Below are 25,419 nucleotides of genomic sequence, written 5' to 3'. Positions count from 1 at the left end.
ACTCAGGCCACGTTTACAAGCTCGGCGCTGCGCTGGAGCACCTCACGTCACGCGCGTTACTGCCACGGTGCGGTGCGGCTCTCGCGCCGGAATCTCGATGCCTTCAAGCCATGCGTTGAGCTCGGCGAGCGTGAAGCCGCGCTGGGCGAGCAATGAGGGTGCCGGGAAACGGCCTCTTTCGAGACGCTTATACCAAAGCGCGAAGCCGGTCCGGTCCCAATAGAGAATCTTCACTTTGGAGCGGTCTCGCGCTACGAAGACGAACAGGTTGCCCGATTCAGGCTTCTGAGCAAGTAGCGGCTCGACGAGATAAGACAGCCCATCGATCGCCTTGCGCATATCGACCGGGTCGCGACAGATGTAAGCGCGAACGTCCGAGGCAATCAGCACCGGCCACCTCCGAGCTGGCCAAGCACAAAGCGCACGATGCGCTCGGCGTGAACGCCGCTCAGTTCGATACGAACGCCAGCGAGCGATAGCGTCACACCGTCACGCGACGGCGACACATCAGCCGCTTGCGTTGCAACAAGCGGCCTTGAGGAAGCCAGTTCACCATCCAGATTGGAAACGATGAATGCCGCATCCGCAGTAATCGCGAGCGGCTGCTTAATCTCTTTGATGTGGGTCGAAAGCTTCTTGCGCCACAGGCTGAAGGTGCTGACCGCCAAACCCTGTTCCCGGCAAAACCGCCGAGCGCCCACACCACTCGCCTTCCAGGTGGTAACCATTTCGCCCCAGAACGCTTCCCCTTGCCGTGGGCGACGTGTACCCATCGCCGTTGCAGCCTTAATGATCTCGTCTTCCATCGCATTGCCCTCGTTCTCACGAAAGCATCACCTTCACATTCGGGACGTCGCATTCAAGACGGGATCCGCTGACGCTTACGGTGCAAGAGCCGTTCAGCGTGGAGGAGAACACGATCTTGCTGTATTTGCGCGCACTAAAGGTTGGGTCCAGGATGACGCCGATCGGCCCAGCATAGGTGGCGCCGTAGCTGAGGCCGCCCGAGCGGCGGGACCCGCGCGCTGTTCCGAGCGGTGATCGTGCGGTACGACGTGTCCGGCACCCGAATACGTCACCAGAAACTGCTGACACAAATTTCTCGATGTAACGCACGGAAACCGATCGGTAAACCAATGCATTCTGTGAGTGGTTAGGATCGTCTCGTTGCCCTGCATTGCATGGAGGATATATCGAATGCTGAGTCATCACGAACTTGCAACACTCATGTCGCTCGGCGGTGGCGACAGATTTCTCGATCCTTTCGATCTGGATGTCCAGGCGCTCAGGCGGTACCGACTCGTCGAAGTGGCCGAGCAAAAAATATCGCGGAATTCGTTAGAAGCTACCGTGCAATTGACGCGCTACGGTCGCCAGTTCCTCGAACGAATGAGGCTCGTCTCGCGCGCCTGAGTGGGTTGTTAGACGCTGGCATGGCAACGGTTTAATCGGGCAGGGGTGCGTTGGTATTTGAAACTGCCGCAGGCCTCTCGACGTTAAGGTATCTACCCTCTACTCATATGAGGCTAGGGCGCACGATGGACGGTTCTGATGCTGTACGAAGTTCAACCCCACGACGACTGATTTTTCGGCAGTGCATTGTGCGGATCGAAAACGTCGAGACGATCTGTTGCGTCCAAATTCTCTGTGTACAGAACGAGATTCTTGCCGTTAGGTGTTAGTCGTGATTTGAAGAGGATGCCTTTGGCGCCGCTCGAGACGACCTCATCGCCGATGATCCAACTTGGTGGCTCGATCCGTTCATTGAACCAGCAGTGGCGCCAATCGCAATAAAAATCCTCCCACAAAGGAGACCACTTGCCACTCTCGTATCCGCCGGTGAAATCGACAATAGGGGCGGCCGTGAGGCTGTAGCTAACCAGCGTCCCTGGTGGCATCAAGGACGAGAGTTGCTGATACTCTCTGACGGCAGTGTCGTGATCCAATCCCAGATAAAGCGCGTTGAGTCCGACACGATTCGCGCGACCGCCATGCGTTCCTGCTCCAGCGCCGCTCATCGGCGCGACTGCCCACTTTGGGACGAGCATCCGATATACGGTCACGTCGGACAGGTTCGCAAAAATCATCCCGCCGCGCCCGCTTCGAGGGATGCAACAAAACGGATGATATCGTCGGCCCGACCTTCGGACACCAATTGTTCGGCGGTTTTATAGTCGAACACCGGGAGGGGTTCGTTTCGGTACCAAAAAAGCGCCCTCGAGACGTCGCCTGCAAGATCAGTCGCGGCGCGGATCACCCTTAGGGCGTCACGAAGAAACCGTTGTACGCTTTCGGACGCAGGTTGCCTGCTGATCGTATTGCGGTGCACGTGCGCTTGCTGCGCCAGGGTTTGCAAGTCAATATGCAAAGCCTCGCCGAATCGACGGGCCGACACAATTGGTGCGGGGTCGTCTGGGTCACGCAACGACGCCATAAATCGATCAAAGCCGATGTCTGCGCCGGGAACAGTTGCATCTGCATTTAAGTTCATAGCATCGCCTTGTGCACTAATTATGCACAAGACTAGCACAACATCCGGTGTTTCGTTGCTTCAGAAAACAAGCGACGCGCATGTGACGGCCTTGAACCAGAAAACCAAGTAGGATTGTCTACGCGCGGCTTGTGGACTTTTGGAGTCGAGACACCACCGTACAGTGCGCGATTCTTTGGTTTGCTCGGCATTCGTTGATGGCGAGCAGAGGTCGAACCGGACTATACCAAACACGCAGCTGCCCTTCAAATTGCAGTCAAGCGCTCATCTCGACACGAAGCAAAAAATGCCGAACCGAGAGTGAACTCCAGTAAAATTATACCTTTTACAAGGCTAACTGGCCTAATGTGGGATTGCTCACACTTTGTTTCAATTTGTTGCATTTAGCTGGGAAGCCCGCCAGGTGTGAGTTCGTGGCGGGTTAGGGTGAGGCCGCGCGTTTCAACATGGTTAAGACTTCGAACCAGAGTCCGTTAAAGGATTTAACAGATTAAGGAGCGCACACCATGAAGATCAACTCCAGCGACGTCCCTGCAGCACTTCAGACCAACCCACTGCGCATGGCCGCCAAGAGCAAGGTGCAAAGCGCGGGCGCGGTGCAGCAAGCCATCGCAGCCGATGCAACAAGCTCGTCGGTGAGCTTGTCGTCCTTATCGGATATGAGCGCGACGGGCGCGTCGGACATCGACACGGCAAAGGTCGAATCGATCAAGGCCGCACTTCGCGACGGCACCTATAGGATCGAGTCGGGCAATATCGCTAGCGGTATGCTGAGCAGCGCTAGCGAACTGATGAAGACGCAGTCGCGTTGATGGAAGCTCGTCTGAGCGAGCGATTTCCGTTGTTAAGCGAGGGCGTTCGCCAGGGATGTCGTTTTCATGCTCGTTGGGATGTTTGAGCAAATCCAAGGCTGCTAATACCAATTATCAGCCTTGGACAAATACCGAATCTACTGTTTGCATGAGTGTTTTGAGGGAAAAGCATGCACGATCCCGTTCAAGATGCGGCATGCAGGCGATGTCGGCGTCGGGAACGCCCAAGGGGCCACAAATCTCTTAATGGTTACATAAGCTCTTGCGCCCGGCCGACGGGCGCGAGTGTGGGCTTTCGCCATTTCTCCGGGAACACGAAGATGGGGAGGGTGGAGTCGGACAACCCGAGGCAGTGTTAGCGCAATATTTGGCCGCGTCGCGCACGGGCGACCTCGGCACGCCCCCGGTCGCCCGCTTTGAATAAAACTGTCGGTCAAAGCTAAACGGCAATGGTCTGGGTGCCAGACGAACGGCTGTAGGAACCATTCCCCGGGCTGGCCGAAAGACGAAAACATCAAGTGCGAGTGCTCCCTTTGATTAATCTTCAAGCCCACTGCAAAACCGCCGTTAACACGCCAAACGCTTCGTAAAAGTAATCGTCATCGTAACCGCGCGGCCGTCCATCGACATAAAGCGGCTACATTCTTTTTACTAACACGGGGACTAGGTCAATGCAACGGTGGAAACTAAGCGCGCGACTGTGGATAGCACTGGCGATCATGTGCGCGGGGGTACTCGCCATAGGAACATGGGGCGCCTTCAAGACTCGCGACACGCTGATCACACTGCGCCAGGCGGAACTGCGCACAGTGGTGGGAACAGCCTATTCAATCGTCGAACGATACGGCGCGCTTGCGGAATCAGGCAAGATCTCGCTCGCCGATGCCAAGCACAACGCCGCCGAAGATTTGCGCGTCATGCGCTATCAGGGCGCAGGGGGCTATCTCGTGATCCTTGACCCGCATGCCACGGTCTTAATGCATGCGGTTCGGCCGGAAATGGAAGGCAAGGACATGAGCAACTTCAAGGACCCCGACGGACATCGGGTCTTCCAGGAAGGCGCCGATCTGGCCGAGCAGCAAGGCGAGGGGTTCATGGGACTGAAGTTTCCCAAACCCGTCACCAACGAAATCGCACCGAAGACGAACTACGTAAGGCTATACAAACCTTGGCACTGGACCCTGGTTACGGGCGTATTCACCGATGACATTGATCACGCGTTCTACAGTACCCTTGCGCAATACGTGGGCGCGGCCGTCGCGCTGTGTCTGGTCGTGTCGATTCTTATGGGCGTAATCATCCGCGGCATACAGAAGCAACTGGGCGGCGAGCCGGACTACGCGGCGCACGTCGCCACGCGCATCGCGGATGGCGATCTCAATGTCCAGGTGAACACACATCCCGGTGATACGTCCAGCATGCTCGCCGCAATGAAACGCATGCAGGCGCAGCTATCGGTCGCCATCTCGCAGATTCGTGTGGGTGCCACGGCGATCACGGCAGCATCCAAGGAAATAGCCGCGGGCAATGCGGACCTGTCCCGCCGCACTGAAGACCAAGCCAGCGCGCTCGGCGAAACGGCGTCGAGCATGGAGCAGCTCACCGCGACGGTCAAGCAGAACGCAAGCAACGCGAAGCAGGCCAGCACGCTCGCGCTCGATGCATCGCAAACAGCCGCGCGCGGCGGCGACGTAGTCAGTCAGGTAGTCGATACGATGAATGGCATTTCACTGTCGTCGGGCAAGATCGGCGACATCATCGGCGTGATCGAAGGAATCGCGTTCCAGACGAATATCCTGGCATTGAACGCAGCGGTTGAAGCGGCTCGGGCAGGCGAAGAAGGGCGGGGCTTCGCGGTCGTCGCGGGCGAAGTGCGCAGTCTTGCGCAACGCAGCGCGGCAGCGGCGAAAGAGATCAAGACGCTTATCGATGAATCCAGCGCGAAGGTGGTCGATGGCTCGCAACTGGTTGAGCGCGCCGGCGTCACGATGGCCGACGTGGTCCGGCATATCAAGCAGGTTGCGCTCATCATGGCCGAGATCAGCGAAGCCTCGTCGGAGCAGAGCGCGGGCATCGAACAGGTGAACATTGCGGTGGCAAGCATGGACCAGACGACGCAGCAGAACGCCGCGCTGGTCGAGGAAGCGAGCGCCTCCGCCGACGTCCTGCGCACCCAGACGGCGCAGCTTGAAACTGCGATCGCGGTATTTTCGGTGCATTGAACGCACGTAGTGCTGCGAAACGTAGCCGGCGTGATGCTGGCTGCTTCGCTAAGCAAGCCTTGTCGGCAACAAGTCTCTGAAAACGATCGAACATGCGGTTTTTGTCTTTGTTCGACTATGTCGCTTTTTTGGCCTCTTTTGAATTTCGAGTGAGCGGGTTTGCGGGTCAAGGGACGGGATCGAACTCTGCCCGGAATGCCGATGGAGGAGTTTCAGACCGTGGCACGTTGGTTCCATCGACGCCATGTGTACGAACACAACGGCGGCGAAGTTGACGAACGCTACTTGAAGGAAAGCGGCGACACGACAGTCCGGTTGAAGCAACACATTCACGAAACGCAAGAAGAAGCGCACGCGTTGATTGGTTCGATGGTCAAGATGGCCCGCAATGTGCACCGGGGCTTCCACGAGTTCGTGGAGCCAGTAGACGAACCAATCAAAGCGTTGAAGGACAAGGAAGCCCGCATGGCAGCGTATCGGTAAGTGAATAGTCAGGCCTTGCGGAGGCATAATAAAGCGTAAACGGCCTGCTGTTCGAGGACTGCTGGACACGGCTGTAGGGGCGAAGGCTTTGCGAGCCGATATTGAAGCCGAAGAACTGCTGCGTGCGGTTGCAAATCTATGTCGGAGCCGGGTGACGAAAAGCTTGCCTACGCCCGCAAGATGGTAGATCTGCTCGTGGACGGCCTGCGCCCCGGAGGGAGTCCGTGCACGGAAAGTCAGACAGGAAAATCGGCCCTTCGCTGACCAAAAAGTATTCCCGTGATTGGACAAAGCCGGTCATTGGCCGGAGGGAGACAAGCTGTGGGAGCGCACGACCCGTGGCGAAGCCATCGGGCAGATCACCTTCACGATGGCCTCGCGTCATGGCGTCAAGGCGCGCACGGTGCGCCAGCATCTGTGGATGCAGCGTGTGGAGTTACCCGCAGGCCGAGGCAAGTGCGTCGCGGCCACCTGTCTGGTCGCACGCGAGTTCGACGCTCCTGCGGGCGTCAAGCCGATCGAATGGGACTTGCTGACCAACCGCGGGGCGACTACGTTGGAGGGGGCGATCGGATTGATCGACTGGTATCGAGCGCGCTGGGAAATCGAGATGTTGTGCAACATCTTGATGAATGCTTGCCGCGTCGAGGCGCTTCAGTTCGGTTCGATCAAACAACTCGAGCGCGCACTGGCGCTGTTCCTGGTAGAAGCTTGGCGCGTGGCCTATCTGATGCGCCTGGGACGCACTTGCCCCGATCTGGATGCGCATCTGTTCTTTGATCCCGACAAAATTCGCAGTGCCTACCTGCTCACGAAAGTGCGCCGCCCGGCCCAGCCGAAGCTCAACGAAGTCTTGCGATTGATCGCACGCCTGGGCGGATTCCTCGGGCGCAAGGGCGACGGCGAACCCGGTGCGAAAACCATCTGGCTCGGACTCAGAGAAGTTCATATCGCCGCAAAAACATTGCGCTTGTTACGCGACGACCGCGACAGTTGTGTATAACGCGATACATTGTACGGTCTCTCCCCGACAATCGATTAGACTGAATATTCCACGCCAAAGTGAACACGAATTCCACGGCAAAGTTAATGCCGATTCCACGGCAAAAAGAACAGGGTTTCCACGCCATCGCGAACAAGAATTCAGGGTGGCGGCGACGCGGGTCAACGGTGGCACGATCGACAGTTTTGTCGGGAGTGCCGAATGGCAAATGTCAGGTTGACCATGCGCAAAATCAGGGAAGTGCTGCGGTTGCATTTCGAGTGTGACCGCAATCGAAGGGAGATCGCCGACGCGGTCGGTGCCTCGACGACGACGGTGTGGCATTACCTGCGCCGCACGCGGCTGGCAGGGCTGAGCTGGCCGCTGCCATCGGAACTGCTGACAGACGACGTGGCGCTCGAGGCAAGGCTGTATCCGCCGCCGGCGCGGCGCGAGCCAACGCGCGGCATGCCGGACTGGCCGACCGTGCATCGCGAGATCGGCAGGAAAGGCGTCACGCTCGATCTGCTGTGGCAGGAATATAAGGCTCAGCATCCGGACGGCTGCGGCTACAGTTGGTTCTGCAAGGCTTACCAGGAATGGGCGCAGCGGCTTCCGGTCACGATGCGGCAAACGCACGTGCCGGGCCAGAAGCTGTTCGTCGACTATAGCGGCAAGAAGCTCGGCATCATCAACCCGGACACCGGAGAAATCCGCGAGGCCGAGCTGTTCGTCGCTGCGCTCGGCGTGTCCGGGCTTACGTTTGCGGAGCTCACCTGGACTCAGCAGCTTCCAGACTGGATCGGCTCGCACGTGCGCGCCTTCGCGTTCTATGACGGCCTGGTCGAGATTCTGGTGCCCGACAAATTAAAATCGGGCGTCCACAAGCCGGGGTTTTACGATCCGGATATCAATCCAACCTACCAGGAAATGGCCAGGCATTACTCCGTGGCTGTGATCCCGGCTCGCAGTAAAAAACCGAGGGACAAGCCGAAAGCAGAGCTGTCGGTCCTCCTGGTGCAGAGATGGGTCCTCGCCCGCCTGCGCAACCAACGCTTCTTCAGCCTGGGCGAGGCCAACCGGGCGGTCGCCGCGTTGCTGGGCGATCTGAACAACCGGCCCTTCAAGAAGCTGCCTGGCTCACGCCGTAGCGTCTTCGACGAAATCGATCGCCCAGCACTCAGGCCGTTGCCCGAGCAGCCCTATCAGTACGCGGAGTGGAAGGTCGCGCGTATCGGGCCGGACTATCACGTCGAGCTTGATCAGCACTATTACTCGGTGCCGTATCGCTACGCGCGCGAGCAGGTCGACGTGCGCCACACGACCAACACCGTCGAGATCTTCCATCGCGGTCAACGCATTGCCGCTCACGGCAAAAGCGCTCGCCGTCGCTACCACACCACGATCGACACACACATGCCGCCGGAACACCTGGCGGTCGCCAAGGGCTGGGATCCGGAGCGGCTGCGCAACTGGGCCGCCGACATCGGCCCGCATACGGCGGCCGTCATCCAGCACCTGCTGGGTGCCCGCAAGCACCCCCAGCAGTCGTATCGCACCTGCCTGGGTGTACTGCGCATGGGCAAGGACTACGGGCGCGACCGGCTCGAAGCTGCCTGCCGCCGCGCTATCGATCTGAAAGCGCCGAACTACAAGTTCATTGATTCGACGCTGAAGAACGGCCTGGACCGAGAGCCCGAATCCAATACCAGGCAGGCCGACCTACCGCTTGTGCATGCCAATGTGCGCGGGCCTTCGTACTACCACTGAAACTGAAAGGGAGTCTATATGCTGCATCATCCCACTGTCGACAAACTGCACGCGCTGCACCTGTCCGGCATGGCAGCGGCGCTTGCCGAACAACAGTCCCAGGACGGAATTGACCGGCTGGGCTTTGAAGAACGTCTGGGGCTGCTGGTCGAGCGTGAATCCAGTGAACGTGACTCGCGACAAACGGCGGCCCGGCTGCGCCGGGCCAGACTGAAGATGCCCGACGCGTCGCCCGAGGACATCGACTATCGCACCGCCCGCGGCCTGGACCGGGCGCTCACCGCCCGACTGCTGACCGGTGAGTGGCTTCGGGAAAGGCAGAACCTCATCCTGGTTGCCCCGACTGGGCTCGGCAAGAGTTGGTTGGGTTGCGCCTTCGCCATCCAGGCGTGCCGGCAAGGGTTCTCCGCCTACTATCTGCGCGTGCCGAAACTGAACGAGGAACTGGCGATCGCACATGGCAGCGGGCGCTACGCGCGATGGCTCGCACAACTCGCCAAGACGGATCTCGTGATTCTCGACGATCTGGCAATGGCGCCGCTGACCGATTCCGCGCGGCGCGATCTGCTTGAGGTTCTTGACGACCGTTACGGGCACCGTTCCACGCTCGCTACCTCCCAGATTCCGGTGGACCACTGGCATGACGCGATCGGCGAACCCACCGTCGCCGACGCGATCCTTGACCGGCTGGTGCACAACGCTCATCGCATCACGCTCGAGGGCGAATCGCTGCGCAAGACGCGCAGCCGATTGACCGCGAAGCCGCAGTCCGAGTAAAAAGGTAAAGGTCCCGCGTCGCTACGCTCCGTTTGTTCGCGATGGCGTGGAATCCTTGTTCGCTTTGCCGTGGAATTACGATTCACTTTGCCCTGGAATGGCTGTTCTCTTTGCGTGGAATACGCAATTAGACCGTGGCGATGACGTGCAAACAAGTTTAGTGGCCCGCTTCTTTCGCCGTGAGCGAATTCGTGACCGACTTTACACCCGGCGTCGCAGCAGCGATTTCGGTTGCCTTTTTTATTTGTCCGTCGTCCGGTGCGTTACCATCAAGTGTCACGATTCCCTTTCGCGAAACTACGCGCACATCAGAACTATCGAAATTTTTCTCATTATCGAAAGCCTTCTGAACAGCCTCCTCAAGCTTAAAATCTGCTTTGATCACAGCCGTCTTCCGTGCGAACGCACTTTGTTGGGCGAAGGATACGCCAGCTGTGCTCATGGCGCCAATGCCTATAAGCGTGGCCGTAGCTAGGACAGTTGCTCTATGTGAAAAGGTGGTTTTCATATCGGAGAATATCCTCAATTATCGAGAGTTTTTCTAGTTTGTCCGAGACATCTAGAAACCGGCAAGAAGTCGCGTTCATCCTATCTTGACTTAGCATTCGTTTGCTTTTCCGACATCGAAATTGGAGAGGAAACGTTTTTAGTCGCCTGTACGGTCCTTTCGAAGTACGCGCAGTTGATGAGTGAGAGGAGTCTGCGATGTTCGGCCACCCGAAAATTCGCGGCTTTCAACATCGTTGCCCACTTGATAACTTTCCACACGATCATTGTGTAGCTCCTCTCAACAGCACAGAGTCGAGTACAAAAAACTAGCCACAGCGAGTCTTTGCTGGTCACATCATTCTGCATTTGCCGCAGCCTCGATTATCTTTGCCACAGCGCGCGGCTGGGACATGTAGACAACATGGCTGGAATCGATCTCGGTCGTAATCGAATGTGAGCGCTTATACATTGCACGTTCCAAATCGGGATTGATAGCCCGATCCTGAGTCGCAACAATCGCGTAACTGGGCTTATCTTTCCACGCCGGCGCTGAAATCGCCTCGGTGATCGCTTTCACCGAAGGCGGCACCTGGGAGACTGCCATTAGGTCTGTTTGCGCGTGCGGCAAATCAGCAGCGAAGTCGTCGTGAAATTTGTCGACAGGAATGAAAAGAAAACCATCCTTCGAAGGTGCTATATCGTTGGAAGCTGCAGGCTTGCTTGCAAGAAGTTGTCCGGCGCTTTCGCCAACATCGGGCTGAAGCGCAGCCACATACACCAAGCTTTTCACGTGCGTGTTATTGCCCGCTTCCGTAATGATCGCGCCACCATAGCTGTGTCCTACGAGCACGGCGGGTCCGTCGAGTTGGTCCAGGATTCGATCAGTCGCGGCGACATCGTCGCCGAGTGAGGTTTCAGGCGGCTGAACGATAGCGACGTGATAGCCGTCTTTGCGCAGGATATCGGCCACTTTGTTCCAGCCCGATCCATCGACGAAAGCTCCGTGAACCAAGACGACATTCTTGACGGCATCCGCAGGCGTTGCTTGTGCGTTAGTCAATCCAAGCATAACGAAAATGGAGGCGGCGGTTCGGGTGAGACTCTTGACCATTGTCTTTCCTGTGTTGTAAATGATGATTAACGTGAACTTGTCTTATGGTGGACGATCGTATTTTCATACGATGCTAGGCGTTGGTACGAAAGTCGGTCACTAGTGATCAATATGAACGAGCGGTGCCGAAGCTTGCGGCCCGTAAAAACGTGTTGACAGAAGGACAAAAAAATCAAACGGCCATGAAAACTTTGAAAAACCAATGTAAAGCGATCGAAGGTCTGCGAAGCAGTCGGTAGGACACCTGCTGACGGCACGAATTCTATCTGAGACGCCAAGCAGCGGAACGACGCCAAACCCTCATTTTGAGTCATCCGCATCGATGCGTTTGGGTATAGCTCTTTTAGGCATGCCTGATAGCACGTGCTGTTATGTGAAAAGCGATTATTCAACGCGTCTTTTGGTTAGTCTCTAGTCCACTGCGTCATTGACTTGGCACCGGTCGAATTGGACGAGAAGGATCGTCATATTTCCATTTGATTGGTTTCTGGTTTTGATTGTGCTCGCGAATATGACGCATCAGTTTGCGATCTAGATCCTTCACCGAAGTGAAGACGCCGCGAGCGATCACATCACGCTGAATGCGTGAGAACCAGTTTTCCACCTGGTTAAGCCACGAAGAGTAAGTCGGCGTGAAGTGCAAGCGTACGTTGCGATGCGCGGTGAGAAAGTCGACCACCCGCTGCGTCTTGTGGCTGCTTACGTTATCGCAGATCACGTGGATTTCCCGACGTTTGGGCTGGCTGGCGACGACGTCAGTCAGAAAGGCCACAAACTGCTCGCTGGTGTGGCGCGACGCCGTCTTGCCCAGCACCTCGCCGGTCGCCGTATTGAACGCGGCGAACAGGCTGAGTGTCCCGTTGCGTTTGTATTCGAAGCCATGGCTCTCGGCGCGTCCCGGCGACAGCGGCAGCATCCGGTCCTTACGCTCAAGTGCCTGGATCGCGGTCTTTTCATCCACGCAGAACACCGCCGCGTGCGCCGGCGGGTTCAGATACAGCCCGATCACGTCGGCCGCCTTGGTCTCGAAGTCCGGGTCGTTGGAGACCATGTGTCGTTCCAAGCGCTGCGGCTTGATGCCGTGTTTACGCCAGATGCGCTGCACGGCCGAGACCGACACGTCGCCCAGTTCTGCTGCGAGCTTGTAGCTGCTCCAGTGTGTCGAACCGTCGGATGGTTTGTGCTTGAGGGTGCGGCTGAGTACCCGCGCTTCCAACTTGGCAGGCGGCTGCACAGGAGCGCGCCCGGGGTGGCGAGCGTACATGCCGGCCAGTCGCTCGTTGAGGAAGCGCCCCGACCAACGTGCGATGAAACGTGAGTCGCAGCCCAGTGCGCTCATGATCCCGTCGCGCGATTCACCGTCCTCGAGCATCAAGATCAGTTTTGCACGTCGCACGTCCGCCGCGCGCACCGTTCGGCTGCGTGCTGCTGAAAGTAATTGCGCACGTTCGGTATCAGTCAGATTCATTTTTCCCATGCGTAAATTCCAACGTAGATGGGGTGCCAAGTCAATGACGCATTGGACTAGGGGTTGGAATCGGAATCGGGATCGGGTTCGAGTTTGGTGCAGAGTTTCGTTACGAAGTCGGCTGAAGGATCGTTTAGGTTTCGTCGATTTAGGGTGTCTCAAGCCGCGGCGTAAACCAGTCCCGCGAATTTACGTTAGCAACCTTTCCAAAAGGATGCGTGCAGTCATAGAAGAATCACTAACTTGCTTTCACTGATGTTTCTGCCGGGAATGACGGCATGCTTGTTTGGTCGACTATCTGTAACGCCATCGAAGCGCAAAAATACCTGTGACGTCAGAGACTGCAGTCTTGTGCTTTTACCTCAACAACTGATGAGTCAACGATAACAAGCGATCATCACTAGAGAATCGCGGGCGCAACCAACGGAATTGCATGCTCTTGCTCGATCTGTTCCGCTCGTATCATCGCTCCCGCATTTTTAGGCGTCAAGCGATAGCTTCGGGGCCGATACACCCGCTCTCCCGGAGAAATAATAAGCCCGCTCAACGCACAAGTTCCACCCCTAGGCGCACGAGTAACTCGCCATATCTGATCTCGATACCGGCATGACCCAGGATCGCACCAATCTATGATTGCTGTGCTGTTCGTGGGGCGTTCGAGTACTTTCACTAGAGCCTGCGGTCCGCGGTTCGCTGTTGCGACAGCGCAGCTTTCGCTGAGATGCCATCCCCGATCCATCGCACGTATCTGTTGCTGCACAGCGCAATCATTCGATCTGATATGCAGACCCCGGACAATGCTTGCCCAAGCTGACAATTCTAGTGGGAGTTTCAATGTCGAATCCTGTCAATCAAGGGTCTTGATCAAGTATCGGCGCGCCGCTCGATTCACTGGCCCTTGCGCGAACGACTTCTGAGAACCTGGGGTGCAAAGCCAAACGAGCGGACGAAAGAACGCCGCATTCTTTCGCTATCACCAAAGCCAGTGTCCCGAACAATTTTTTGAATGGTCGTCGTGCTGTGTTCTACAAGGTGGCGGGCGACCTCTAGTCGCATTTTTTCAATTGCCTTCGCGGGCGACTCCCCCGTGGTAGCACGAAAAAGTCGTGAAAATTGCCTTGGGCTGAGCTTCGCAGCGTCGGCAAGGGAAGCTACCGTTAATGGTTTCCCAAGGTTTTGTCTAGCATATCGAAGCGATTCCTCGATACGATCGGAGCCAGAGTAGAGATCCGGACCAATAGTGATCTGTGGTTGATTGCCCGACCGCCGGTGATCCAGGACCATTACTTTTGCCACCGATTTCGCCAACTCTTGTCCAAGATCCTGTTCAACCATGGACAAAGCGAGATCCATACCGGACGTGACGCCCGCTGAGGTCCAGATTTGGCCGTCTCGCGTAAATATTCTTTCAGGCACTACCTTCGCGTTGGGAAAACGCCGCGACAACTCAGCGGCCATGGCCCAATGCGTTGTGGCTTGTCTGCCATCGAGCAGGCCAGCTTCTCCAAGCGTGAACGCGCCTACGCATGTCGAAGCGATTCGGCGTGACGAAATTAACGAGTCCTTCAGGAACGCCAGGGTAGCCGGGGTCGCTGGCTGAAAATCGATGGCCGCGCTAACAATGATTGTGTCAAACGGGCCGTCGCCGAATCGATTTGTGAGCATATCGGTGCCAAATGATGTTCGTACCCGTCCATCTTCAGATAAGAGGCACACATCATAGTGCTGTTGACCCATCATGGCATTCGCGAACTCGAATACCGACAACACGCTCAGGCTAAGCACCTGTAAGTTCGCGGTTACTACTAAAGCAATTCGCTGCATTGAATCCTCATCGGTTCGATTGGGCCGTATCTTACAAACCTAAAATCCGAGACGGAGGACGATAACCCCTCTTTTTGAGTCAAAACAAGATTGTTCTTTGCGTTATTCAGCAGACGGTTGTAGCCCGCATACCCATCCTTTCTTAAATAGACTCGAGTTTTGTCAGTGTCATTCGCCGTTATGTAAGCATTTCAACCACGCGTGATTCGCATACGCGCAGCTTTATCTTCAACGAGGGTGCCATGAAAACCGGCTACACCGACTCTGAGTTCGCTAAGGAAAGAGACGGCCTAAGCTCCTGATCCGTTGGGGTCATCCGTCCAAAACAAGCCAGGCGCATACAGCAACACCGTGAACTCGGCGATTGTTTGTTGCCTCGTGCGGCGAAATCGCATCCGTTCCGTAGATCCAGAACAGGCGCAAGCAAGGGGCTTAGACAGTAACAATCAATCGGCCCATGTGTTGATTTCGTTCCAACGTGCGATGCGCCTCAACAATATTGTCGAACTCGAAACGTTGTGCAATGACCGTCTTCAGTTTGCCGGATGTGAGGCCATCGATAATGAATTCTACTGCCTCCTTTTGCAACAAAGGCGTCGTGGTCGTGTCGAACAGGTTGTATCCATGAATCGTAATCCGCTTCGCAAGCACCGAAAGCATCGGAAGCGGCGTAACCTCTTCGCTAAGGGCGCCGTAGACTAGGATCGTGCCCCTGGGAGCGGTCGCTTCAACCAGCTTTGCGAAGTTCGGACCGCCAACCGGATCGAACACTAGTTCCGCACCCTTTCCTTCGGTGATGCGAGCCACTTCCTGAACCAAGTCCTGTTCACCCGTTACGATTACATGCGCCGCGCCAACCTCTATCAATGCGTCTCGCTTGTCGCGCGTGCGGGTGAGCGCAACCGGCCTAGCGCCAAGTGCATTTGCGACTTGAATCGCACCGATTCCGACGCCGCTGGAAGCCGCTGGAATCAATACGGTTTGTCCGGCGGACAGGCGATTGTTTTCGGTGAACGCCGCATACGGTGTGATGAATACGTTCCAAATTGCCACTGCATCTTCGAAGGCAATCGGCGCCGTGTGCTTGACGACCGCGTGCGCCGGGGCGAGGACCAGTTCCCCATACATGCCGTAGTCGTTCATCGAAAAGGATGGAACGGTACTGACGACGTTACCAGGCTCCACATGCGTGACATTCGTTCCTACCGCATCGACTACTCCAGATATCTCGTAGCCCAGGCGTGCAGGAAGGATAACGGGCTCGACATAGACGCCGGCGCGCCACATGGCCTCGGCCCGATTGAGGCCAATAGCTTTGACTTGGATACGCACTTCGTCGGCGCCCGGCACCGCGACAGGAACATCATGTATCTCGAGAACCTCGGGTCCACCAAAACGGGAAAAACTGACCACGCGTGACAAACGTACACCTCGATAAGTAGCAAATTGGGCAGACGCTGATCGCCGCTGAACAACACGTTGGTCGTCCAAGGCGCAGCTTGCGGCTCGATAGTGACCGAATTCGATAGGAAGATAAATCGATGTCATCGCCAACACTTGCCTGTATTTACCAACAATTGGCGATCACTATGCGCGTCGACCGTAGGTATCTAGCGAAGCACTGCCAATGGGAACTAGATATTTGTTCCTGAAATGGACGAAGACCCGTGTATTCGACGTGGTCTGCTGGCTTTGCGGCCAATCGCACCCGAAGTGCCGCGGCTGTCGAGAAACGGTCTCAATACAGAGACAAGCGAGCCATGTGTGAGTTGCACGCACCGCGAAATCGGGAACTCACGCTACGCCAAGCCCTTGCTTTAGCAGGGCTCCGGAGAGGCTCTAATGAACGCGCCGATCACCGGCGTCATGACCGTGCCGACCACCGGCATGTTGACGCGTAGCGATCTTTGTGGCGTCGAGGTTGTCATCGCCAGTTCTGTTTCTACGGCTCCGATTTCCTCTGCAATGAACATTGCATCGCCTCGCAAATAGTTCCTCTTCGAGGGGGCGAAATGCTGCAAGTGTTTCGATGAAAGGACTAAATATTTAGCCGCGCTTGAAGTCGCGATATCGCTTTGCCTATCGCAGATGACAAGAGGCCATCTTGCGTCGGCCTCAGTGCACTTCGTGTCTCGGCCGCGCGTACGAAAACATTGAGTGCGCCGGTTCGGTACATCGCACCGGCAGTCACACCATTCACTTCGTTACGCGCTGATTTTTTGAACCTAGGATATGTCTTAAGTAAGCCCAACACGCCGTCCCAAGTCGGCGCCTCGCTGCAGCATTGGATAACTTGCGCTCGCGGATCGCATCGTCGATGGTGGGAGAGTGTGGCTACCGATAAGCAGATGATTTGCGTACGCAAATTGTAAATGAAACAGGTTAGTACCACCAACGGTAAGTCAAGTTCGGGAGTGGGTCGGACGATGTCGGCAGAAGCACTAATGCAAGAACAAGGTGGTTTGCTAGCGCGCGCCTTCGCACACGAAAATGCTGTTGAACCTGTTGGTTAGCAACAGCAAGCCATTGCTAACCTTTTTGGTTCGCTCGTTTAATATCGTACAGCGCCTTAGGCACCGGTGATCATATCGTTGAACTGCGTGACGAATGCGGCCTCGTTTGGCCCGGCGTTATTGCGCATGGGTCTAGCGATCTCAACAACGGCCTCATCTGCGTCTTTGCTGAGTTCGTGCATTGTTTGTTCGATGAACGGAGCGAGCGGCATCGCCCTCGGTTCGTTCTTGCTATCCAGCAGATCGGTTTGAACCCAAGGCGGCGCAATCTCGATGACACGCACTGACGTGTCTTTGAGCCGGTAACGCAGCGATTGTGTGTACGAATGGATAGCTGCTTTTGTCGACGAATAGACTCCGGTAATCGCCATCGGCACAAACCCAAGTACGGACGATACATTGATAATCGTCGCGTCGTTTTGCAGTTTTAGATGTTCGACGAGCGCACCTGTTAAGCGGATCGGTCCCATCAAATTGGTGGTCAGCGTCGATACCATCATCGCGTCATCGATGGGGCGACTCAGATCGTCGATATGCATCACCCCCGCGTTGTTAAGCAATACGTTCAGCGATGGCCACTTGGCGAGAATTTGTTCTGCCGCCAAAGAGATGCTCTGCGGATCGGTGATATCGAGTTCGACCGCCTCCATTCCGGGATTCGCGGCGATCGTTTCGTTGAGATTAGCGCGGCGTCGTCCCGCGATAATGACTTGGTTGCCAAGTCGATGGAACGCTTCGGCAAGGCCTCGGCCGATGCCAGATCCGCCGCCAGTGATGAGTATAGTGTTGCCAGTTGTTTTCATGGATTTTCTCAGTGTGGAATTACATCGACGATGTCATACGAATGCTTGCTTTCGAAATGATGTCTATCACAGTAGAAGTTGAGAACGCGCCTGAGCCAAATGCGAAATCGTGAGGCCCAAACGGCTGCTTCGCATAGAAAATTGCGTATGGCGAGGCATTGTACGAATCAAGTTCGTGCCAGACCAAGTCAACGGCAACCTCATGCTAGGAGAGATTCGCTTATAAATTCGACCATTTCCGTCTGCGAGAACAAGGTTTCAAACTTTGAAAGTTCGCTTTCCTCTTCTAAACAGATTACATCGGCAAGGTAAGCGAGAGAGCAATAGGTCCGGGATGGGCGAGACGGTAGCCTACAGACACCTCTGATACCTAACGCGCTTCGCACGAAGTCTGGGACGCCTACACGTCCACTGTTGCAACTGCCGGGCCTTGTTTGAAAGGCGGCAAGTTGCGCGAGTTTTGCGCGGCCCATTCGAACTCGAACGACAGAGGCAAGCCGCATATGACCAGGCAAAAATTCGAGCTATCCCGCCGCTTGACCTATCAAATCGGCGACTGCCTGTGGGTGAGACAGCATTGGCAGATGGCTGGACGCCACGGTAAGGACTGTCGCGCTCATCCGGGCCGACATTTTCTGTTGAAGCTCCGGATGGATAGTGCGGTCTTCGCTAGCAAGCAGATACCAGCTCGGCTTTTCCCTCCAGGCCGGGGAAGTTATTTCAGCGCCAAGCGCGGCACCCGCCAATGGATTTTGCGTTGCGAAGATCAGGGCGCGCTCTTCTTCTGCAAGGTCTTGGGCGAACACCTCATCGACGCCTTCGCGAGTCAGCTTATAAAAGCCGTTTGCGTCAGGGCGCACAACCTCGAGTAATCGGGTAGAAGGTCCGCCCGCGCCGAGCGATCCTGCTGATTCGCCGGTATCGGGTGCGAACGCGGCGACGTACACAAGCCCCGCAACGTTTGGCTCGGAGCCTGCCTCCGTTATGACCGCTCCGCCATATGAATGGCCGACCAACAATACTGGCCCGTCGATCAGCGCAATCGCTCGCTTTACCGTTGCCACATCGTCTGCAAGTGATGTCAGGGCGAGTGAGACTGCGGTACCGCCGAGGCCCGCTGCTTCGGTGAGTGGCAGAACCCTTTCCCAAGCTGAAGAATTAGCCCATGCGCCGTGAACAAAGAGAATATTCGATACCCTCGCCATATTAATGGTCCTTTCTTTCAAGTCAGCAACGCGCTGTGTGTGCAATTTTAGACAAGTTTTGCGTCCTCGCGACCATCATAATGCGTCGATCTTCCCACCTTTTAAGTCGTCAGGCATTCGGTGCCGGTTGCTAAGCAGCGGGAAATCTACAATGGTCGAACGCTTGGCACTTTCCTGCCTTTAAGACAGGATTACGCACACGTAATTCGAGGCAGTGATTAGTGTTAAGCGTTTACTTAGGGTAACTTGGAGGCAACTGCAACGCCCGAACGATCAACTTTTCAATCGAGGAAGTTTTATGTATAACGTTTCTGTACTGTCATCTCGCGATTGGATCGCACTAATCAACCAACCATCATTAGATTCGTTCGCAATGCGGTTTTCGAAAGACGTGGCGCTCGAAGCATCTGTACTCAAAACGCCGATAATTGGCACCCAAGACATCCGGCGGTTCTTCGATGCGACTCGGAGAATGTACGAGTCGATTGCGTTTGTGCATGAGGCCTGCACTGACTCTCACACTTATCTTGCGTGGGAAGGTATCTATGCCGGCCATCCGGTCGCTGGCGTCACAGTTCTCGGCCGCAACGCTAGCGGCGTCATCAGCCACATTGGGCTGCACCACCGCCCCTTTGCGCAAGTTGTTGCTTTTTCAGCTGGCCTCGAAGCGATTCTATCGCCTAGCTAATTCGATCCATATCCATTGCCTGTGCGGACAAACCATCTGACGCTTCATAAGCCAAACACCGCGCACTCGTCAGATTCGCCGAGTGCGTGGTATGCAACTGCATCGCTTCAACTGCCGATATTCGATCGCATGTAGCCCATTACGTTTCAAGCAACTCTTTTAACGTCGACTCGCGTGTGCGGAACGTCATGATCACGAGCAGGCTGAGAGCAGCGAGTATGCCGCCGAAGCGCATGGTTGACGCAATGCTCAGGTGGTCGACCACCACACCGCCGCCGAGCGAGCCCACCGCAATAGCGATTTGCACGATACTGACGAACATCGATGAACCTGCTTCTGGGCGATCTGGTGATGTCAATTGCATCCACACGCTCAGACAGAGCGGTATTGCGCCATACACAACGCCCCACACCATGACCGTCGCAATCACGCCGATGTGCGATGCCTGCAACAACGGAAGCGCGAACAACGCGATCATCACGAGCGCACCCAGCACGAACAGTGAAGCCTTCAAATGGCGCGTGACGAATGCCGAAATCGCGAAGTTCGAGACGAATCCCACGATGCCAAATCCCAGCAGCACGGCAGTGATTCCTTGGCCGCCGAGCGACGCATTGCGCTCGAGAAAGGGCGCGATATACGTGTACGCCGCGAAGTGCGCGCCAAAGAGCAAGCCAACCATCAACAGGCTGCGTCGAACGTTTGAACGTGAGAGCATCGCGCGGAAATCGCTAGTTCGCATCGCGGCCTTCGGGGGGATCGAAGGCAATAATACGGCTTGGGCGGCCAACGCCAGGGCCGCGAGGATCGCGGTGGCGAAGAACGATATACGCCATGAAGTCATATCGGCGATCAACGTGCCGAGCGGCACGCCGATCACAGTGGCCAGCGTGATTCCCATGAAAATGGTTGCGCTCGCCCGGGCGGCTTGGTTTTCCGGGACCAACTGTCCCGACGCGCCCAGTGCGACGGTCCAGAAGCCGCCGAGACTCGCGCCGAGCAACGCACGGCCGATCAGCATGACAGCAAAACTCGGAGCGATAGCCGAGATCAAGTTTGAGGCCAGCAGCAGGGCGGCCAGTGCCAACAAAATCAACCGCCGATTGATGCGGCCGGCAGCGAGCAGCAGGACGGGTGCGGAAATCGCGGCGATGATGCCTGGCGTCGTCGTCATGAGGCCCGCCGTACCCGGAGTGACGCCGAGTTCACGCGCGATCTGCGGCAAGATGCCGACCGGCATGTATTCCGTCGCGACAAATGCAAAAGAACCCACCGCGACCGACAAAACGGCCAACCACGAATTCTGGCTCGACGCCGGCTCGACAGAAGTCCGGAGCACGTCCTCTGCGACAAGCGGCGGACTGGTAGACGAGTTGGCAAATTGATTGGCATCCATGATGTTCTCCGTTTCAAATAAATAATGTGTCAACGGTGCGTTGGACAGATCACAAACCAACCGTCGAACAAAACTGCTTCTAAAACGGAGAGTAGGCGGTTCAGTGGGGAAAGTGCGTCCCCTTAGAGACGACACGGGATCGCGATACCGGCAAACCCTTGCCCAGAGGCCCTGACCGACGGTCGCATCGATGTATGATCGAGGCGCACCGTTTTTAGGCGCACCTAAACAAGCCAATCCGAATATAGGTTGCTCATGGACAAGTTTCAGGCGATGCGAGCTTTTGTACGTGTAGTTGAAACGGGAACGTTCACAAGGGCTTCGGAAACACTCGACATTCCGAAGCCTACGGTCACACGACTCATTCAGACGCTCGAAGCGGATCTCGACACCAAGTTGCTCAACCGCACGACCCGTAAAGTCAGTCCGACCACTGACGGCATCGCTTACTACGAACGAGCCGTGCGCTTACTTAACGAGCTGCAAGAGGTCGAAGGCGTCATGACTCGGGCGAAAAGCAATCCGCGCGGCCGGTTGCGCGTAGATTTCCCTGTCCCGATAGGTCTAGGACTCATCATTCCCGCGTTACCTGATTTCGTCGCCCGTTACCCTGATATCAAACTGGATTTTGGCATCAGCGATCGGCCGCTCGACCTGATGGCCGAAAACATCGACTGCGTTGTACGAACAGGAAAAGTCTTGGATCAATCCTTGGTCGCAAGAAGGCTCGGAGATGTACGTCAGGTGCTTTGCGCGACCCCGGATTACTGGCTGAAACACGGGCGTCCCAAACATCCGTCTGGACTTGAGCACGGGCACGACGTGATCCAGATGGTTGCGGCTCAAACGGGACGGGCTTTCCCTATTGTGGTCAAGAGAAATGAGGAGGCGGTCGAAGTGATACCCGAGCGCACACTGACCGCCAACGATTCGACTGCATGCCTAGCGATGGGATTGGCGGGGCTGGGCGTTGTGCATGCGCTAACGTTCTTGAGCCGTATTCACATCGATAGCGGCGCATTGGAACCTGCTTTCGCCGATTGGTGGGCTGATCCCATTTCCGTCTTTGTCGTCTATCCGCCAAACCGGCATCTCAGCGCCAAGGTCCGAGTGTTTGTCGATTGGTTAGTCGAATTGTTTCTAAGCAGCGACACGGCGAACAAACCCGTTCTGCGCCAATGAAAAAGCTTTGATTGTTCCACCTATGAAATAAAGCACGCTGAAAACGGTTATTTATTGTTCAATAACGATCGCCTACTCTGTCTCCATTGCCACCCGAGCAGTCGCCAGCTAGGAAATGGAGTAATCGTATTTCCTCTGACTGCGCAACTAGCCCGTCGGCGTAACACTCATAGAATAGGTGAAGAACATGTCTAATCTCTTTAGCCCCATTAAGTTGGGTCAGTATCAACTCGAGCACCGCATCGTGATGGCGCCGCTTACCCGTATGCGTTCAGGAAAGGGCGACGTGCCCAACCAATTGATGCGCGACTACTACTCACAGCGTGCGTCGAAAGGCGGATTTGTCGTGTCGGAGGCGACCGTCGTATCGCCTAACGGCAACGGCTATCTCGGCGCGCCTGGCATTTATTCGGACGGACAGATTCTGGGGTGGAGAAAGATTACTAATGCCGTTCACGAGAAGGGCGGTCGCATCTTTCTTCAGCTTTTCCACGCAGGCCGTCAGTCGCATCGCGATATGCAGCCCAACCGGGTATTGCCTGTCGGGCCGTCCGAAGTCGAATCGGAAGGTCTGGCCTACACCGCCAATGGCTGGGTTCCGAGTACGCCTAATCGGGCATTGACCCAGGCTGAGGTAGTGTCGCTGGTCGGAGATTTTCGTGCCGCATCAGCCCGCGGTCTCGAGGCAGGATTCGACGGGGTCGAGATTCACGCGGCGAACGGTTATATCATCGACCAGTTCTTGCAGGACGGTAGCAACCGACGCGACGATGTTTATGGCGGCTCGATAGAAAATCGCACGCGTTTCCTTCTTGAAATCACGAAGGCGGTGATCTCGATATGGGGTAGCAATCGGGTGGGCGTGCGCCTCGGACCGGACGGCTCGTTCGGTGACATGTCGGATACCGACCCGGTGTCGCTCTTTACACATGCTGTCAAAGAACTCGACCGGCTGGATTTGGCTTATCTCCATCTGATCGAACCGAGGGTGGCCGGCAATGCTGCCGACGATACCCGCGTCCAGTATCCCGTCGCAGCTCGTCAATTCCGCGAGTCATTCCGGGGGGTGATCATCGTAGCCGGCGGTTTCGATGAGGCATCGGCGAAGGCGATCATTTCCGAGGGTAGCGCTGACCTGGTGGCGTTTGGTCGCTTCTTTATCTCGAACCCTGACCTGCCTGAGCGCTTTCGCCGAGGCCTTCCGCTCAATAACTATGACCGCGATACGTTTTACGGCGGCACAGAAATCGGCTACACCGACTACCCGTTCTATCAGGACTCTGCTGAGAGTCTCGTAGGCTCGACGGAGCAGTTTGCCTGAGTCGTAACGTTAGGGGTCCTACGCCGCGTTCTAAGGGTGGTGCAGGACTCTTCGATCTCCGAGGATAAGGCTGTGGCACTTGGCAACGTGAACGACATTGCGACGTTCGTCGCCGTGGTGAAAGCAGGGAGCTTCACGGCGGCGGCTCATCAACTTGGCATTACGCGCTCGGCGGTCGGAAAAATCATCGCCCGCCCTGACGTGCGTCTGCAAGTACGCTTGCTTCACCGTACGCCACGAAGTATCGGCCTCACAGATGACGGCTCGGTTTTCTTTGCGCGCTGCACACAGATTATTGAAGATCTCGAGGAGGTCGAAACGGCGATGGCTGCGCGAAGCGCGACGCCGAAGGGTGCTCTTCGAATCAGCGTTCCCGTCGCGCTCGGCCACACGTAGGTTCGATCGGTAATGGAATCGTTTCTCGCGAGTTGGCCAGCCGTGACCGTCGACATCAGTTTCACGGATAGATTCGTGGACTTGGCGGACGAGGGTATAGCATCGCCATAAGAATTGGCGAGCCAAAGCCGGACTCGCGGTTGATCGCGCGTACTGTGGCGACACAGCGGCTTGCAGTTTGCGCTTCCCCGAGTTATTTCAAAGAGAGGGGGCTACCGGCCGCGCCGTCTGATCTCGTTAATCATGAGTGTCTTCATTTGTAAGTGCCGGACGAATTCAGCCCTGGAGCTTTACTGGCACCGGGAATCTGGCAATAGAGACAAGCGGCCGCTTGCGCCTGGACAGCGCCGAAGCGCTTGTCGCAGCGGCTATCAACGGCGCCGGCGTGATCAATCTTCCGACCTATCTCCTCGCGACGGAAATTCGCCAAGGACGACTACAACCAGTATTGGAGACGTTTGCCGTCGCGGGAACTCCGATTCGCGCAACCTATCCGTCGCGCCGACATTTGACTCCCAAGGTACGCGTTTTTATCGATCAACTCGTCGACGCTTGGCAACCTGCACCGCCATGGGAAACATGAAACTACCGAACTGGTGCCGGATAAAAGGCCTATATTTAGCTTTTGGTTTCCGGTGTCACGAAAGGTGGGAACCGCGACCTTTGACAAGGGGGAACTTCGGTTAGATTGCTGCGTGTTGGCAACGCCGCCTGGAATGATCTTAAGGAGCTGGATATGAACGACTTGTCGGAATTTGCAGTGAATGCTCACGGCGGACTGCAGCGGTGGAATGAATTCACAGAACTCCATGCGCCGGTATCGATTGGCGGCGCTATTTGGCAGTTCAAGCAGCAACCTGGTCTATTAACCGACAAGGTGTTCTCTCTCAAGACGCATGTGGAACAGCTAACCATTACGCCGTTCACCACCGAAAACCTGCAAAGTGTCTTTGTTCCTGGGCGGATGACGCTGGAAACACTCGCTGGCGATGTGGTCGAGACACGCGATCGCCCAGAAGAGGCTTATGCGGGCCACACGATTGAGAGTGCGTGGGACAAATTTCACGTCGCATACTTTGCTAGCGAGGCGTTGTGGACTTATTTGACCTCGCCATTCCTTTACACCTATCCAGGATTTGAGACGGAAGAAATCGAACCATGGACCGAAAATGGGGAGACGTGGCGTCGCCTGAAAATCACGTTCCCCGACTATATTGCGAGTCACACCAAAACACAGATCACCCATTTTGGACCTGATGGGCTGATGCGGCGCCACGACTATACGGTCGACATTCTCGGTGGGGCGACCGGCGCGAACTATCCGACGAATTATCGGGAATTTCAAGGCATCAAGATGCCGACTACGCGACGTATCTACGCCTACGATGATCGCCTCCAGAAGGTGCCGGAGCCTTTGCTTGTCTCGCTTGACTTCGGCGATCTCAAGTTCATCTGACGCAATTTCTCCTAAGCATGAATATCGCAA

General features: G+C 56.2%; 24 protein-coding genes and 2 pseudogenes. 13 read left to right on the top strand and 13 right to left on the bottom strand.

Translation table 11 applies throughout. The features are described from left to right. Positions 1-42 precede the first annotated feature (42 nt). Together tnpB and tnpA are read right to left on the bottom strand one after the other, a co-directional pair. A complete protein-coding gene (tnpB, locus tag AXG89_RS30020) occupies positions 43-390 on the bottom strand; it encodes an IS66 family insertion sequence element accessory protein TnpB (RefSeq protein ID WP_162916115.1) in 348 nt (115 codons plus the stop codon). After that, positions 384-806 carry an IS66 family insertion sequence element accessory protein TnpA gene (gene tnpA, locus AXG89_RS30015; RefSeq protein ID WP_062172838.1) on the bottom strand — a complete coding sequence of 141 codons (423 nt, stop codon included), beginning with the start codon at positions 804-806 and terminating at the stop codon, positions 384-386. Before tnpA ends, tnpB begins: the two co-directional genes overlap by 7 nt. A 391-nt stretch (positions 807-1,197) precedes the next feature. Here tnpA and AXG89_RS30005 point away from each other — a divergent pair, with 391 nt between their 5' ends. Continuing rightward, positions 1,198-1,413: a hypothetical protein gene (locus tag AXG89_RS30005; protein WP_062172840.1), complete on the top strand. Its 216-nt coding sequence runs from the start codon at positions 1,198-1,200 to the stop codon at positions 1,411-1,413. A gap of 152 nt (positions 1,414-1,565) precedes the next feature. On the opposite strand, the gene AXG89_RS30000 is transcribed toward AXG89_RS30005, so the two are convergent. Together AXG89_RS30000 and AXG89_RS29995 are read right to left on the bottom strand one after the other, a co-directional pair. Continuing rightward, positions 1,566-2,087, bottom strand: coding sequence for an RES family NAD+ phosphorylase (locus tag AXG89_RS30000; protein ID WP_062172842.1), 522 nt, complete (start codon positions 2,085-2,087; stop codon positions 1,566-1,568). Beyond that, positions 2,084-2,491: a DUF2384 domain-containing protein gene (locus AXG89_RS29995; RefSeq protein ID WP_062172844.1), complete on the bottom strand. Its 408-nt coding sequence runs from the start codon at positions 2,489-2,491 to the stop codon at positions 2,084-2,086. Before AXG89_RS29995 ends, AXG89_RS30000 begins: the two co-directional genes overlap by 4 nt. Positions 2,492-2,997: 506 nt before the next feature. On the opposite strand from AXG89_RS29995, the gene flgM reads away from it, so the two are divergent. From flgM to istB, 6 genes and pseudogenes are all read left to right on the top strand, one after another. Beyond that, positions 2,998-3,303: a flagellar biosynthesis anti-sigma factor FlgM gene (gene flgM, locus AXG89_RS29990; protein ID WP_062172847.1), complete on the top strand. Its 306-nt coding sequence runs from the start codon at positions 2,998-3,000 to the stop codon at positions 3,301-3,303. Between the two features lie 671 nt (positions 3,304-3,974). Continuing rightward, on the top strand, positions 3,975-5,525 hold the full coding sequence (locus AXG89_RS29985) for a methyl-accepting chemotaxis protein (protein ID WP_062172849.1): 1,551 nt from the start codon (positions 3,975-3,977) through the stop codon (positions 5,523-5,525). A 219-nt stretch (positions 5,526-5,744) separates the two neighbouring features. Continuing rightward, the gene (locus tag AXG89_RS29980; protein ID WP_162916116.1) at positions 5,745-6,008 is read left to right on the top strand and encodes a hypothetical protein; all 264 of its coding nucleotides are present in this window, start codon (positions 5,745-5,747) and stop codon (positions 6,006-6,008) included. 304 nt (positions 6,009-6,312) lie between these two features. Next, positions 6,313-7,011: pseudogene (locus tag AXG89_RS29975) on the top strand (IS4 family transposase); the annotation flags it as partial. Between the two features lie 201 nt (positions 7,012-7,212). Next, positions 7,213-8,760, top strand: a complete 1,548-nt coding sequence (istA, locus tag AXG89_RS29970; RefSeq protein WP_082771583.1) for an IS21 family transposase — start codon at positions 7,213-7,215, stop codon at positions 8,758-8,760. Between the two features lie 18 nt (positions 8,761-8,778). Then, on the top strand, positions 8,779-9,537 hold the full coding sequence (gene istB, locus AXG89_RS29965; protein WP_062172854.1) for an IS21-like element helper ATPase IstB: 759 nt from the start codon (positions 8,779-8,781) through the stop codon (positions 9,535-9,537). Positions 9,538-9,694: 157 nt separating this feature from the next. Here istB and AXG89_RS29960 read toward each other — a convergent pair whose 3' ends face one another. The 6 genes from AXG89_RS29960 to AXG89_RS29930 form a co-directional block, all read right to left on the bottom strand. Next, a complete protein-coding gene (locus AXG89_RS29960; protein WP_082771584.1) occupies positions 9,695-10,045 on the bottom strand; it encodes a BON domain-containing protein in 351 nt (116 codons plus the stop codon). Between the two features lie 336 nt (positions 10,046-10,381). Then, on the bottom strand, positions 10,382-11,137 hold the full coding sequence (locus AXG89_RS29950; RefSeq protein ID WP_062172859.1) for an alpha/beta fold hydrolase: 756 nt from the start codon (positions 11,135-11,137) through the stop codon (positions 10,382-10,384). 424 nt (positions 11,138-11,561) lie between these two features. Next, positions 11,562-12,614 carry an IS630 family transposase gene (locus AXG89_RS29945; protein ID WP_062172861.1) on the bottom strand — a complete coding sequence of 351 codons (1,053 nt, stop codon included), beginning with the start codon at positions 12,612-12,614 and terminating at the stop codon, positions 11,562-11,564. 391 nt (positions 12,615-13,005) lie between these two features. Further along, entirely contained in the window at positions 13,006-13,344 is a 339-nt protein-coding gene (locus tag AXG89_RS44995; protein WP_082771585.1) for a DUF3331 domain-containing protein, read from the bottom strand. Between the two features lie 149 nt (positions 13,345-13,493). Next, positions 13,494-14,429, bottom strand: coding sequence for a GlxA family transcriptional regulator (locus AXG89_RS29935; RefSeq protein ID WP_062172863.1), 936 nt, complete (start codon positions 14,427-14,429; stop codon positions 13,494-13,496). 432 nt (positions 14,430-14,861) lie between these two features. Beyond that, on the bottom strand, positions 14,862-15,851 hold the full coding sequence (locus tag AXG89_RS29930; RefSeq protein WP_062172865.1) for a zinc-dependent alcohol dehydrogenase family protein: 990 nt from the start codon (positions 15,849-15,851) through the stop codon (positions 14,862-14,864). Positions 15,852-16,271: 420 nt separating this feature from the next. Between AXG89_RS29930 and AXG89_RS42465 the strand changes: the two genes are divergently transcribed. Next, the gene (locus tag AXG89_RS42465; protein WP_162916118.1) at positions 16,272-16,421 is read left to right on the top strand and encodes a hypothetical protein; all 150 of its coding nucleotides are present in this window, start codon (positions 16,272-16,274) and stop codon (positions 16,419-16,421) included. 577 nt (positions 16,422-16,998) lie between these two features. Here AXG89_RS42465 and AXG89_RS29925 read toward each other — a convergent pair. Both AXG89_RS29925 and AXG89_RS29920 read right to left on the bottom strand, forming a co-directional pair. Further along, positions 16,999-17,745 (bottom strand): SDR family oxidoreductase, encoded by a 747-nt coding sequence (locus AXG89_RS29925; RefSeq protein ID WP_062172867.1) that lies wholly within the window; start codon positions 17,743-17,745, stop codon positions 16,999-17,001. Positions 17,746-18,269: 524 nt separating this feature from the next. Then, complete coding sequence (locus tag AXG89_RS29920; RefSeq protein ID WP_062172869.1) at positions 18,270-18,950, bottom strand: alpha/beta hydrolase; 681 nt, start codon at positions 18,948-18,950, stop codon at positions 18,270-18,272. Positions 18,951-19,248: 298 nt separating this feature from the next. Here AXG89_RS29920 and AXG89_RS29915 point away from each other — a divergent pair, with 298 nt between their 5' ends. After that, positions 19,249-19,638 (top strand): hypothetical protein, encoded by a 390-nt coding sequence (locus AXG89_RS29915; protein WP_062172871.1) that lies wholly within the window; start codon positions 19,249-19,251, stop codon positions 19,636-19,638. A gap of 139 nt (positions 19,639-19,777) precedes the next feature. On the opposite strand, the gene AXG89_RS29910 is transcribed toward AXG89_RS29915, so the two are convergent. Next, positions 19,778-21,034 (bottom strand): MFS transporter, encoded by a 1,257-nt coding sequence (locus AXG89_RS29910; RefSeq protein ID WP_062172873.1) that lies wholly within the window; start codon positions 21,032-21,034, stop codon positions 19,778-19,780. Positions 21,035-21,289: 255 nt separating this feature from the next. On the opposite strand from AXG89_RS29910, the gene AXG89_RS29905 reads away from it, so the two are divergent. The 4 genes and pseudogenes from AXG89_RS29905 (at position 21,290) to AXG89_RS29890 (ending at position 25,389) form a co-directional block, all read left to right on the top strand. After that, complete coding sequence (locus tag AXG89_RS29905; RefSeq protein WP_062172876.1) at positions 21,290-22,216, top strand: LysR family transcriptional regulator; 927 nt, start codon at positions 21,290-21,292, stop codon at positions 22,214-22,216. Between the two features lie 187 nt (positions 22,217-22,403). Next, a complete protein-coding gene (locus AXG89_RS29900; RefSeq protein WP_062172878.1) occupies positions 22,404-23,537 on the top strand; it encodes an alkene reductase in 1,134 nt (377 codons plus the stop codon). Positions 23,538-23,609: 72 nt separating this feature from the next. Further along, a pseudogene (locus AXG89_RS29895) lies at positions 23,610-24,516 on the top strand (LysR family transcriptional regulator). 153 nt (positions 24,517-24,669) lie between these two features. Continuing rightward, positions 24,670-25,389 carry a hypothetical protein gene (locus tag AXG89_RS29890; protein ID WP_062172880.1) on the top strand — a complete coding sequence of 240 codons (720 nt, stop codon included), beginning with the start codon at positions 24,670-24,672 and terminating at the stop codon, positions 25,387-25,389. Positions 25,390-25,419 lie beyond the last annotated feature (30 nt).

The organism is Burkholderia sp. PAMC 26561 (assembly GCF_001557535.2).
Taxonomy (GTDB): Bacteria; Pseudomonadota; Gammaproteobacteria; order Burkholderiales; family Burkholderiaceae; genus Caballeronia.
The sequence above is the reverse complement of the archived record's forward strand: the minus strand, read 5'-3'. Positions and strand labels throughout refer to the sequence as shown.